Annotated in this window: 9 protein-coding genes; 7 read left to right on the top strand and 2 right to left on the bottom strand. The window is 70.1% G+C overall.

Annotation, left to right across the window (positions count from 1 at the left end):
* Positions 1-144: 144 nt before the first annotated feature.
* The 6 genes from AC1P0E_RS01135 to AC1P0E_RS01110 all read left to right on the top strand — a co-directional run bounded on the left by AC1P0E_RS01135 (position 145) and on the right by AC1P0E_RS01110 (position 6787).
* Positions 145-1239, top strand: coding sequence for a carboxylate-amine ligase (locus AC1P0E_RS01135; RefSeq protein ID WP_482740251.1), 1095 nt, complete (start codon positions 145-147; stop codon positions 1237-1239).
* Between the two features lie 169 nt (positions 1240-1408).
* Positions 1409-2035, top strand: a complete 627-nt coding sequence (locus tag AC1P0E_RS01130) for a DUF6629 family protein (RefSeq protein ID WP_482740250.1) — start codon at positions 1409-1411, stop codon at positions 2033-2035.
* 271 nt (positions 2036-2306) lie between these two features.
* A complete protein-coding gene (locus AC1P0E_RS01125) occupies positions 2307-3644 on the top strand; it encodes a UDP-glucose dehydrogenase family protein (protein WP_482740249.1) in 1338 nt (445 codons plus the stop codon).
* A gap of 110 nt (positions 3645-3754) precedes the next feature.
* Positions 3755-5395 (top strand): MFS transporter, encoded by a 1641-nt coding sequence (locus AC1P0E_RS01120; RefSeq protein WP_482740248.1) that lies wholly within the window; start codon positions 3755-3757, stop codon positions 5393-5395.
* A 722-nt stretch (positions 5396-6117) separates the two neighbouring features.
* A complete protein-coding gene (locus AC1P0E_RS01115; RefSeq protein WP_006604711.1) occupies positions 6118-6321 on the top strand; it encodes a cold-shock protein in 204 nt (67 codons plus the stop codon).
* A 157-nt stretch (positions 6322-6478) separates the two neighbouring features.
* The gene (locus tag AC1P0E_RS01110; protein ID WP_482740247.1) at positions 6479-6787 is read left to right on the top strand and encodes an SCO5918 family protein; all 309 of its coding nucleotides are present in this window, start codon (positions 6479-6481) and stop codon (positions 6785-6787) included.
* 11 nt (positions 6788-6798) lie between these two features.
* Here the strand turns inward: AC1P0E_RS01110 and AC1P0E_RS01105 are convergent, their stop codons facing one another.
* Entirely contained in the window at positions 6799-7749 is a 951-nt protein-coding gene (locus AC1P0E_RS01105) for a DUF3048 domain-containing protein (protein WP_482740246.1), read from the bottom strand.
* 201 nt (positions 7750-7950) lie between these two features.
* Between AC1P0E_RS01105 and AC1P0E_RS01100 the strand changes: the two genes are divergently transcribed.
* Positions 7951-10032, top strand: a complete 2082-nt coding sequence (locus AC1P0E_RS01100) for a SpoIIE family protein phosphatase (protein WP_482740245.1) — start codon at positions 7951-7953, stop codon at positions 10030-10032.
* A 29-nt stretch (positions 10033-10061) separates the two neighbouring features.
* Here the strand turns inward: AC1P0E_RS01100 and AC1P0E_RS01095 are convergent, their stop codons facing one another.
* On the bottom strand, positions 10062-11846 hold the full coding sequence (locus AC1P0E_RS01095; RefSeq protein ID WP_482740244.1) for a ThuA domain-containing protein: 1785 nt from the start codon (positions 11844-11846) through the stop codon (positions 10062-10064).
* Positions 11847-11849 lie beyond the last annotated feature (3 nt).

Genomic DNA, 11849 nt, shown 5'->3' with positions numbered 1-11849 from the left:
GTTGCCCTCAGGAGAAGGAAGTGCGGTCATGAGTGCTCAGCACCGTACGGCGCCGCCGGCCCGGACCCCTGTGAGACAGGCAGCGCTGCCGGTCGGCGCCCTGGGTCTCGGCATGATCGCGCTTGGCCGGCAACCGGGGCCGGCGTGATAACTGTGGGAGTCGAGGAGGAGTACCTCCTGCTCGACCCGGACACGTGCCTGCCGGTGCCGCTGGCCGAAGAGGTGCGGGGATCGTCCGGTCTGGAGCCGATCGTGGGCCGGGGGGAGGTCCAGTCCGAGCTGCTGCAGGCGCAGGTGGAGGTCGCCACTCCGGTCTGTACCGATCTCGACGAGGTCGGCGGCCATCTGCTGCGCCTGCGCCACGCGGTGGGCGCCGCGGCCGAGGAGTTCGGATGCCGGCTCGCCACGTGTGCCACAGCGCCCTTCAGGGAGGTGGCGCCGGTGCCGGTGACCCGGTCACCGCGCTACCTCGCCATCGAGTCCCAGGCCCCGCAACTGGTCGCGGAGCAGTTGGTCAACGGAATGCACGTACACGCGGCCGTGTCCGATCCGGAGATGGGCGTCGCCGTCCTGAACCGGATCAGAGTGTGGCTGCCCGTACTGGTGGCCATGTCGGCGAACTCACCGCTGTGGGACGGCCACGACACCGGGTTCTCCAGCTGGCGCACCGTGATCTTCGGCCGCTGGCCGGTCAGCGGGCCCCCGCCGCATTTCGCCGATCTGGCCGACCACGAGCGGCGGGTCCGGGCGCTGGTGACGTCCGGGATCATCAGCGACGCCGGCCAGCTCTACTGGCAGGCCCGTCTCTCCGACCGTTATCCCACCGTCGAGGTGCGGTGCATGGACGTGCAACTGAGGGCCGACGACGCCGTCATGTTCGCCGGAATAGTGCGCGCTCTCGTCGCGACGGCCATCAGCGACGAAAAGGCCGGCGTGCCACAGGCCGAGTGCGCGCCGGAACTGCTGCACGGCGCGAACTGGTACGCCGCGCGGGACGGCATCAGCGGTTCGCTGGTGGCTCCCGACGGCCGGCTCCGCAGCGCGGGCGATGTCCTCAGTGAACTGATGGATCACATAACACCCGCCCTCGAGGAATCCGGAGACGTGCGGGAGGTCTCCTCCCTGGTCCACCGGCTCCTGCAACAGGGCACCTCCGCGGACCTGCAGCGCCGAGCGCTGGCCGAGGGCGGCAAGCGGGCGCTGACCGATCTGGTCACGATGCAGAACACACCTCAGTAGCGGAACCGTCACGGACGTACGGTGCGGCCCTGTGCGGCCCGTGCGGCCCGTGCGCATCGCATTTCCGCCGGGTGCGGTGGTCGTGTCACCGGAGGCGTTGGCCCAGTGAGCCGTAGCGTTGCGCGCGACGATGACCGGTTCGCGTGATTCGGGGTCTCCGGGGGACGCCATGTGCTGGAGTGCGACCGCCGATCTCGTGGCAGGCACTGGCATCGCCGCGATCGGAGCGGCCTGTGTCGCGCGCCGGCCGCGGCCCCGCGCCCGTGACCTGCCGCTGGCCGCGCTTCCGCTGCTTCTCGGGGCGCATCAGATCGTCGAGTCGGTGATCTGGCGCTCCGGCGGCGGTACGGGTCCCTCCACCGTCGCCTGGGCCGTCATCGCGCTTCCGCTGCTGGCGTTGTGGGTGCCGGTGGGCGTGCTGTGCGCCGCGCACCCGCACTCCCAACGGCGCCTGCTGGTCCCGGTCGTGGCCGGAGCGGCGACGGCGGCGTCACTCACGTACTGCCTCGTCACCCGTCCCGTGACCGCCGAGATCCGCGGCCGCACCCTCGGGTACGTACTCGACCTCCCGCATCCCGAGCTGCTCGTCGCGGGCTACCTCCTTGCCACCGTGGGTTCCCTGCTGCTCGCAGGCGATCGCCTGCTCCGGCTGCTCGGCGTCCTGGTCGCCGTGGGTGCGGTCGTGTGCGCGGCGCTGTGGCGGCTGGAATTCATCTCCACCTGGTGCGCGTTCGCCGCGGTGTGTTCGGTCGTCCTGCTCGGCTGGGTACGCCGACGGCCGGCCGCCGCGCCCTGACGAGGGCCGGGCGTCGGGCGTCCCGTCACGCACCGGATGCGATCACCGCTGTGTTGGGGTGCTATGAGGGAAGCAGGCGACAGCACCTGCCTGCCGAGTTCCTCACTGCCATGCGCGACGCGGCCGTACGTCGTCGTACGGGCACGCGTCCGCTGGTGAATTCCACAGGGCTTCGAGGCGTTTTCCCAGCCTGCTTCCTGGCCGCGCTCCCGCCCCCCGGGGCGCCGTCCAGGGCTGCCGGTGCACTGCCGCGAAGAGGAGGTGGTTGGTGATGCGAGTAGCAGTCGTCGGACAGGGTTACGTCGGACTGACGGGTGCCGTCGCGCTGGCCCTGCAGGGGCACAGCGTCACCGGCGTCGAGCAGGACCCCGGCCGGCTGCGCATGCTGAACGCCGGGGAGGCGCCGGTCTTCGAACCGGGCCTGCCCCAGCAGCTGGCTGCCGCGCTGGCCACCGGGAGGCTGCGGTTCGTCGGCGGGCTGGCGGAGAGCCACCGGCGGACGCCCTTCGACATCGTGCTGATCACCGTGGGGACCCCGCCCGGACCCGACGGGGCCGCGGACCTGTCCCAGGTGACGGCTGTGCTCGAGACGACCGGGAGTCTGCTGCCCGTTCCCAGGGTGGTGCTCAAGTCCACCGTGCCGCCCGGCACCAGCACCCGACTCGCCGACGCGCACCCCTGGCTGCGCGAGCGTTACGCGTACAACCCCGAGTTCCTCAATCAGGGAAGCGCCCTGGAGGACTGGGCCGCCCCCGCCCGGATCGTCGTCGGCACCTGGAGTCACGACAGCGAGCGGGCGCTGCGTGAGCTGTACGCCGGTGTGGCGAGCCCATGGGTGGCCACGACTCCCACCAGCGCCGAGATGATCAAGTACGCGAGCAACACGTTCCTCGCCATGAAGATCAGTTTCTCGAACGAGATCGCCGGGATGTGCTGCGGGCCCGACGTCGACGTCGACCGGGTCCTGCAAGGCGTCGGCTACGACCCGCGCATCGGCCACGCCTTCCTCCAGCCCGGCCTGGGTTACGGCGATTCCTGTCTGCCGAAGGACACGGCCGCCCTGGCCCACTGGGCGAGCAGCGTGGGTATAGCGGCCCCCCTGCTGCGGGCGACGATCGCCGTCAACGAGGCGCAGGCCGGGCTGGCGCTGCGGATACTGCGTACCGAACTCGGTGTTGCCCTGCGCGATGCGACGATCGCCGTCCTCGGTGTGCGGTACGAACCCTGGAGCGACGATCTGCGTGCCGCTCCCAGCCGCACCGTCGTTCCGGCGATTCTCGCCGAAGCGGCGCGTGTACGGGTCTGGGATCCGGCCACCGACCCGGCGGCCGTCGCCGGGCTCTTCCCGGCCGCCGATCCCGTCCCGGACCTGTCCGACGCGCTCAACGGCGCCCATGCCGTCGTCCTGCTGACCGAATGGCCGCAGGCCATCGAGGCGGACTGGCCCCGGCTCGCCGAGCGGCTCGCCGAGCCGCGCCTGCTCATCGACGGCAAGAACTGCCTGCCGCCCGAGGGGATGGCCGGTCTTCCCATCCGCTACCGGAGCATCGGGACCAGGGTTCCCGCCCCCGCCACGACCGCGACTGCCGAGCCCCAGCTGGAAGCGTGACCGGCGGCGCGGGCCCCACCGCGCCGACTTGAGACGTTTCGGGCCATAGCATCCCTTGTCGAAGAGGGCATGGACAGCTCCATGACTCCGACGATGAGGAGAGCGTTCAGGTGAAGCAGTCGCCTGCACAGGACTGGGGCCCGGAACCCTCGGCGTGGGCACCCATGCGCCGCCCGGTGTTCCGGGCCCTGTGGATCGCCCAGCTCGCGGCCAACATGGGCACCTGGATGCAGACCGTCGGAGCGCAGTGGCTCATGGGCGACCTCGGCGGCGGCGCGTTCGAGGTCGCCCTGGTGCAGACGGCGACCACCTTGCCGGTCTTCCTGCTGGTGGTGCCGGCCGGGGCGCTGGGGGACATCCTCGACCAACGGCGGCTGCTGCTCGGCGGGCAACTCCTGATGTTCATCGGTGCGGCAGGGCTGGCCGCCGTCACGGCGGCCGATGCGGTGACCCAGACCCTGCTCCTCGGGCTGACCGCGCTGATGGGAGTGGGTGAGGCGTTCTGCATCTCCTCGTTCCAGGCCATCCAGCCCGAGCTGGTCAGCCGGGAGGAGATTCCGCAGGCCGCCCTGCTCAACAGCGCCAACGGCAACGTGGCGCGGGCCGCGGGGCCGGCTCTCGGCGGCGCGATGATCGCCGTCACGGGCCCCGAGGCCACTTTCGCCCTCAACGCGCTGTCCTTCCTAGGCGTCCTGGTCGTGCTGTACGCCTGGAAGCGTCCGGTGACCCACAGGCCGCTCGGCTCCGAGCACATCCGTGACGCCATCAGGGCGGGCGCCCGGTATGTGCGCAGCGCGCCGCTGTTCGGGGCGGTCATCGGCCGCTCGGGCCTCTTCATGATCTTCGCCGGAGGTCTGTGGGCCCTGCTTCCGACGGTCGCCAGGGGGCCGCTCGGTCTCTCCGCCGGCGGCTACGGCCTGCTGCTCGGCAGCGTGGGGCTCGGTGCTGTCCTGGGGGCGGTTCTGCTGCCGTCGATCCGCGCGCATCTGAAGACGAACGTACTGGTGACGGGCGCCATGGCGGTCTACGCCGTGACGATGGCGGTGATCGGCCTGGTGCCGTACGCGCTCGCGGTCGCCGCCGCCTTGATCGTCTCCGGCCTGGCGTGGGTGGCGGTCCTGTCCACGCTCTCCGCCTCCGCCCAGGTGCTGCTGCCCGCCTGGGCCCGGACCCGCGGTCTCGCCTATTACCAGCTGGTATTCATGGGCGGGCAGGCGATCGGCGGCGTGGGGTGGGGCATGGCGGCCGACTTGCTGGGCGTGCGCACCGCGTTCGTGGTGTCGGGCATCGGCCTGCTGGTGACCACGGTGGCGAGCACGCGGCCGCTGCCGATGCCGTCCGGCCCGGTCGACGTGCGCCCGGCCCAGGTCTGGGCGGACGTGCCCGATGTCGCGATGCCGGGACGGGACGCCGGGCCCGTTCTGGTCACTGTCGAATGGCGGGTGGACCCGGAGAACGCCGAGGCGTTCATCGAGGCGATGCGCCCGGTGGGCAAGTCGCGTCGGCGTACGGGCGCGTCAATGTGGGGGCTTTTCGAGGACATGGCGGACCCGACACTCTTCCTGGAGACGTTCACCGTCGGCTCGGAGCGGGAGCATCTGCGCCTGATCATGGAGCGCGGGAACAAGTGGGACCAGGAGCTGGAGGCCCGGGCCCTGGCACTGACCCGGCCGGGCTCCAAGCCGTTCGTACGCCACATGATCTGGGCGTACGCCTCGGGCCGCGACGAGGAGGTGTCGTTGCTGCCATGACGGCCGCGGGAGCGGCTCCCGCACACCGCTCAAATATCTATCGTGGCGACAGTAGACATCTGGGCTCTCGGTGATTAGAGTTTCTGACGTAGCCGACGAAGTCAGCACAGCGCGGCAGAGACGACCGGCGCCGCGGTGCAGGGCACCGCATGAAGAGCAGAGCAAGCCGGAATTGATCAGAAAGGGAGGAGAGGACGCCATCAGGATCGCCTGAGTGAGGGTCCAGTTCGCTCAGGTACCGCAGACCCCGGATGGGAAGGTGGTCCCCGGTTACGCATCCAAGATCCCCGCATCTCCGGCCTCCCCGGCGGACGTGCGGAAAAACAAGAATCGGCGCCGAGCGCCGATAGATGGTGTTGAACCCCTATGGCCCCGGTGCCGGACGCACCGGGGCCCCTCCATGTCTCCGGACGCCTCCCGGCGCCTCCCGGTGCCTCCCCGCGAATATCTGCGCTCGCCGGCACAGAAAATAACGAGATGCGCGGTCAGGGTTTAAGGCCTTCCGGGTGAAATGATATTACTTGCCGCCCTCTCGTGCCCAAGTCGTGCTACGGTGAATATCAGTTGCAGTTGTGGTTCCCAAAGACTCCAAGTGCTCTTGTCGGCCGTTCGTGGCGACAGGTGCTTTTGTATTTCCGGTGCGGTTTTCCGGAGGGGCGATCATCGCGCGACACCGGGTCCGCACAGTGCGGTTCCGGGCACTGCCCCGAAGGAGATATGACATGGCTACTGGCACCGTGAAGTGGTTCAACGCGGAAAAGGGTTTCGGCTTCATCGAGCAGGAGGGCGGCGGCGCTGACGTCTTCGCCCACTACTCGAACATCGCCGCCCAGGGCTTCCGCGAGCTGCAGGAGGGCCAGAAGGTGAACTTCGACGTCACGCAGGGCCAGAAGGGCCCGCAGGCGGAGAACATCGTTCCCGCCTGACGCTGACGCGTACGGCGTAGCCGGGGCCCGCACCTTGGGGTGCGGGCCCCGGCTCGTTTCTTTTCCGGGCCGCTCTGCCGCCGGCGTTTTCTGTATTTCCTCGGCTGGTTATCGGACGTCAATCATTTCCGGCTCTCTTCGACTTTGCTGAGGCATTATGCGCTGTGTGATCGCCCGTTTCCCCTTCGACCTCGTCAAGAGCGACGTGCAGGAGTCGATGAAGGGCATCAAGCCCGAACCTGTGACCGGCGAGTCGGTGATCATCGGCCGTCGCCACTACCCCGTCAAGCAGGTGGGAGAAGTGATCACGGGACAGGACCGTCGCGACTTCAGCGCCGGTGAAGTGACCCGCGCACTGACCCGCCTCGGCTTCACCTGCCGCGCCGTTCCCGCGCCGGCCGAGCCCCCTGTCCTCACCCCGCTCGAGACCGCGGCGGCGCTGCTGGGAGAGCCGGAACGCGTCTGAGACCCCGCCGGTCAGCGTGCGACGTACACGATCCACACCTGACCGGAGGCGAACGTCATGCGTTCGCCGTCCGCGGCCGTGAACTCGGTCCGGGACTCGGCGGCGTTCCTCGACCATTGCGCGTCGTACGCCTTGCCGTCCCGAAGGACGGTCGCCGAGCCGGAGCCCACGGTCTCGGTGAGCGGTGTCCTGTTGCCCGAGCGGTCCCCGAAGTCCGACGGGCGCACGGTCACGTCCTGCAGGACCACGGTCGCCGCCGCCAGCCGTTCCCCGGCCGCCGTACGGGCCGGATCGCCGTCCATCTCCACCAGCCATCGCTTCTGGTCCGCGGACCATGTGAAGGCGAAGCTCGCCGACGGGTAGCGAACCGTCCGCTCACTGACCGCCTCGCCTCCGGCCGGCGCCGGGCCGGGGCCCAGCCCCATGTGCTCGGCGGCGTTCGAACCGGAGCCGGGGTGCGGTATGTTCCCGGGCCGCAGGTACAGATTGTGCGGCGCCGGCCGGTCGCCGCTGCGGAAGTACGCGTCGGGTGCCTCTGAGGGTGACAGCGCGTTCAGCGGCGCCGCCTCGATGAGCGGAATGAGCCTGCTCTGCGCGCCGGAGTAGGCGAGCGTGGGCCGGTTGAACTGCCGCAGCAGCTCCAGGTCCGTTTCGCGGGCGCTGCGCACCGGGCCGACGACGGGCGGTACGTCGGACGAGTAGACGGCGAGTATCCGGCTGAGACCGGCCTCCACCTGCTCCAGGTAGACGATGTCCGCGTTCTCCAGCCCGGTCGGCGGCCGGGCCGCCCCGACGTTGTCGATCTTCACCGCGAGGACGCGGGCGCTGGACGAAACGCGGTTGTCCGGCGGGGGAGTGGTGTCCTGCGTGCCGCCACCTCCGCCGCCGCACGCCGCCACGAGCAGCAGCGCCAGTGTGGCGAGTGAGACTCCGGCTGATCTCTTCGCGCCGGCTGCGTGCATGGCTGCCACCTTCCGAGTCGGACCGTGGGAGCGCACCACTCCTTGCCCGGAGCGACGGCAGCTCCCACACCAATCATCACGCCATCGAGGCGCTGTCGGTTCGCCGTGCGCCATGTCGCGTCGAAGCCGCACAGCGGATGCGGGCGCATCCTGGGTAGAGAGACGATGGGAGATAACGGCGGCGGGCGGAAGGAGCCCGGGATGCGCGCAACCGAACCCGTCCCTGCCCACCCCGATCAGCCGGGGGGTGCTCCGTACACGTCGGGGGGTCTGCTCGACCTGCTGAGTGTCGCGGCCGTGGTGCTCGACGCCCACGGGCGGATCGTCCTGTGGAGCCCGCAGGCCGAGGAACTGTTCGGTTACTCCGCCGACGAGGCGCTCGGCCGGTTCGCGGGCAGGCTGCTGGTCCAGGAGAAGCACCTGGCGCTGGTGGACGGGCTGTTCGAGCAGGTCATGGCGGGCGGGGCCGGCTGGGCGGGCGTCTTCCCGATGCGCCACAGGGACGGCAGCACACGGCTGGTGGAATTTCGCAACATGCGGCTGGAGGACGACCAGAAGGACATCTACGCACTGGGCCTGGCCACCGACCAGGCCACGCTGCGAAGGGTGGAGCGGGACCTCGCCCTGTCCACCCGGTTGGTGGCACAGTCCCCGATCGGTCTGGCGGTGGTGGACACCGATCTGCGGTACGTCACGGTCAATCCGGCACTTGAGCGCATCAACGGTCTGTCCGCCGCCGAGCATGTCGGCCGTAACGTGCGTGAGGCCCTGCCCTTCCTGGACACCGAGTCCATCGAATCCTGTATGCGTGAGGTTCTGGCCACCGGCGTCCCGATCGTCGACCGGGAGTCCGCCGGGAGTACGCCGGCCGATCCCGACCACGAGAACGCCTGGTCGGTGTCCTTCTACCGGCTGGAGGCGTCCAACGGGAAGGTGCTCGGGGTGGCCATCTCCGTCGTGGACGTCACCGGGCGGCGGCGCGCCACGACCGAAGCCGCCCAGGCCCGCCAGCGGCTCGCACTCGTGGCCGACGCCTCCATTCGCATCGGCACCACGCTCGACCTCGACGAGACCGCTCGCGAGCTCGCGGAAGTGTCGGTGCCGCAGCTGGCCGACGTGGCCGCCGTGGACGTGCTCGACAGTGTGCTGAACGGCCGCTCGCCCGTAACGGCCCACACCGGGCCGGCGGTGTTCCGCGCGCTCGCCGTGGCCAGCGCGTACCCCAGTGAGGCGGTACGAGCGGCCGACCCGCCCGGTGAGGTGGCCCAGTACGAGGCCGACCGGCTCGTCACCCGGTGCGTGAACACCGGCCTGCCCGTCCGCGTGTCCCATGTGGGCAGCGACGACCTGCTGTGCATCGCCCGCAGTCCCGAGGCCGCCGAGCTCCTGGCCACCGCCGGACTGCACTCCTACCTGGCCGTGCCGCTGATCGCGCGCGGCAAAGTCCTCGGCGCCCTCGACCTCAAGCGCACCCGCAACCCGGAGCCCTTCAGCCCCGACGACGAAGTCCTGGCCGGTGAGCTCGCCGCCCGGGCGGCGGTGTGCATCGACAACGCCCGCTGGTACCGCCAGGCACGCAACACCGCCCTCACTCTCCAGCGCAGCCTCCTCCCCGAGCGTCCGCCGGGCCAGCCGGGCCTGGAGATCGCCAGCCGCTACCAGCCCGCGCAGGCGGCCGACGAGGTGGGCGGCGACTGGTTCGACGTCATTCCGCTGACGGGTGACAAGAGCGCTCTCGTCGTCGGCGATGTCATGGGCAGTGGCATCAGCGCCGCCGCCACCATGGGGCAACTGCGCACCGCCACCCGCACCCTGGCCGAACTCGACCTCGACCCGGACCAGGTGCTGCACCATCTCGACCGCATCACCGACCGCATGGGTCAGACCATCACCACCTGCATCTACGCCGTCTACGATCCGCACCGGGCCCAGTGCCTCATCTCCAACGCCGGCCACCTGGCGCCCGTCCTGATACGCCCCGGCCGTCCGCCCGAACTGCTCGACCTGCCCACCGGCGCCCCTCTCGGCGTCGGTGACATCACCTTCCACACCACCACGCTGTCCCTGCGCCCCGGCGACCGGCTGGTCCTCTACACCGATGGCCTGGTCGAAACGCGCGACCAGGCCATCGACGAACGTCTGGACGCTCTGCTCGGGCACCTCAGCGACCCTCCCGCGTCCCTGGAAGAGACCTGCGACCTGCTTCTGCATGCCCTGCGGCACCCGGGAGACCACGACGACGTGGCGCTGCTGATGGCCCGGGCGACGGTCATGGGCGGCTGAAGCGGACCTCAGGCGCTACCGACGGCCACTCAGGGAAGGGTCCACTTCTGGTTGGGGCCGGTGTGGCAGCTCCACAGATGGGCACGGGTGCCGTCGTTCCAGGTGCCGCCTTCGGCGTCGAGGCACTTGCCGGACTGCGGGTTGCGTACGGTTCCGTCGGGCTGCGGCTGCCACTGCTGCGCGCCGGTGCCGTTGCAGGTCCACAGCTGGATCTTCGTGCCGTCGGCGCTCCCGCCGCCGCTGACGTCCAGGCACTTGTTCAGCGCGCGGAAGGTGCCGTCGCCGGGCAGCGACCATTTCTGCGCGTTCGCGCCGCTGCAGGTCCACAACTGGATCTGGGTGCCGTCGCCGGTCGCGCCGCCGGCTACGTCCAGGCACTTGCCGTTGACGCCCCTGATCTCTCCCGTGCGAGGACCCGGCGGCGTACCACCGGATGTCCTGACGCGGACGTTGCGGAAGGACACCTGGTCACCGTCGCCGTGGTTCTGGATCCCGATGTGGCCCTGGCGCAGGCTGCGGACGGGGTCGGCGTTGGTGAAGTCGTTGACCTTGCGGCCGTTGAGGAAGACCTCCAGCCGTTCACCGGTCACGCGGATCTCGTACGTGTTCCATTCACCGGGCGGGTTGAGCGCGGCGTCGCGGGCGGCTACGTCGGCGGACCTGAACCCGTACACGGCCCCTGTAGTCCGGTCGGCGCTGTCCGTGGCGTCGATCTGGATCTCGTACCCGTTGTTGACCGCCGACCAGGGATCGTCGGACGCCGGGAAGCCCACCAGGATCCCGGAGTTGTCGTCCCCGTCCATCCGCCAGTCGAGCTTGAGGGAGTAGTCGCCGGTGAACTCCTTCGCGGAGTACCACAGCATCCCGAGACCGCCCTGCGACGTCAGCGTGCCGTCGGCCAGCGTGAACGAGCCGGGTCCGGCCTGCTTCCAGCCGGTCGTGCCCGTACCGTCGAACAGCGGCGTGTAGCCCGTCTCGGGACGGCAGTCGGCCTCCGTCATGCCCGCCGCCCAGCGGATCCCGCCCAGCAGGTGCCTGCGGAACGCCGGCTCGGTGTACGACTCGTCGGTGTGACCGCCACCGGTGTAGAAGGCCCGGCCGCCCTCGTAACCCTTGCACCACGAGATCGGATGGTCGCCGGACATGTTGCCGCCCGAGTAGCTGGACTCGTCGAGCGAGGCCAGGACGTGGGCGGTCGTACGCGGGTTGGTGCGGTAGTTGTACCACTCGTCGAAGCGCTGCCAGGTGGCGCCGAGGTGGGCGGTGGCGTCGTGGGCGCGGTCCTCCACCTTGACCGTCGCCGTCTGGTTGTGCGGATGGGAGTGGAACAGCGCTCCGGCGAGCCCGGCGTAGAACGGCCAGTCGTACTCGGTGTCGGCGGCCGCGTGGATGCCGGCGTAACCTCCACCGCCCTTGATGTACTGCTCGAAGGCCGTCTGCTGCGTGCCGTTCAGCACGTCCCCGGTCGTGGAGAGGAAGACGACGGCTTTGTACTGCGCGAGGTTGGCCGTGGTGAACGCGGCGGAGTTCTCCGTGGCGTCCACGGCGAAGTTGTTCGCGCCGCCGAGTTCACGCAGCGCGGCATGGCCGGCAGCGATGGACGAGTGACGGAAGCCCGCCGTCTTGGAGAACGCGAGGACCTTGTACGCCGGATCGGCCGCGGCGGCCCGCAGAGCGGTGCCGGCGCTCTGCCGGGCGGTTGTACGAGCGGATTCGCCCGGCGCCCGGTCGCTCACGGCCACAGCGGGCGCGGCCGCCGCACACAGCAGCGCTCCGGCGAGCCAGCAGCCGGCCTTGGTGAGGGCAGTACGCATATC

The sequence above is a fragment of the Streptomyces sp. TRD_SC_5 genome (assembly GCF_056836825.1).
This window is presented reverse-complemented; position numbering and strand designations above follow the sequence as displayed.

Excerpts from the sequence above, each read along its gene's own strand:
- AC1P0E_RS01100 (WP_482740245.1), top strand. The coding sequence starts at position 7,951 with ATGCGCGCAACCGAACCCGTCCCTGCCCACCCCGATCAGCCGGGGGGT.
- AC1P0E_RS01130 (WP_482740250.1), top strand. The coding sequence starts at position 1,409 with ATGTGCTGGAGTGCGACCGCCGATCTCGTGGCAGGCACTGGCATCGCC.
- AC1P0E_RS01095 (WP_482740244.1), bottom strand. The coding sequence starts at position 11,846 with ATGCGTACTGCCCTCACCAAGGCCGGCTGCTGGCTCGCCGGAGCGCTG.
- AC1P0E_RS01125 (WP_482740249.1), top strand. The coding sequence starts at position 2,307 with ATGCGAGTAGCAGTCGTCGGACAGGGTTACGTCGGACTGACGGGTGCC.
- AC1P0E_RS01110 (WP_482740247.1), top strand. The coding sequence starts at position 6,479 with ATGCGCTGTGTGATCGCCCGTTTCCCCTTCGACCTCGTCAAGAGCGAC.
- AC1P0E_RS01115 (WP_006604711.1), top strand. The coding sequence starts at position 6,118 with ATGGCTACTGGCACCGTGAAGTGGTTCAACGCGGAAAAGGGTTTCGGC.
- AC1P0E_RS01105 (WP_482740246.1), bottom strand. The coding sequence starts at position 7,749 with ATGCACGCAGCCGGCGCGAAGAGATCAGCCGGAGTCTCACTCGCCACA.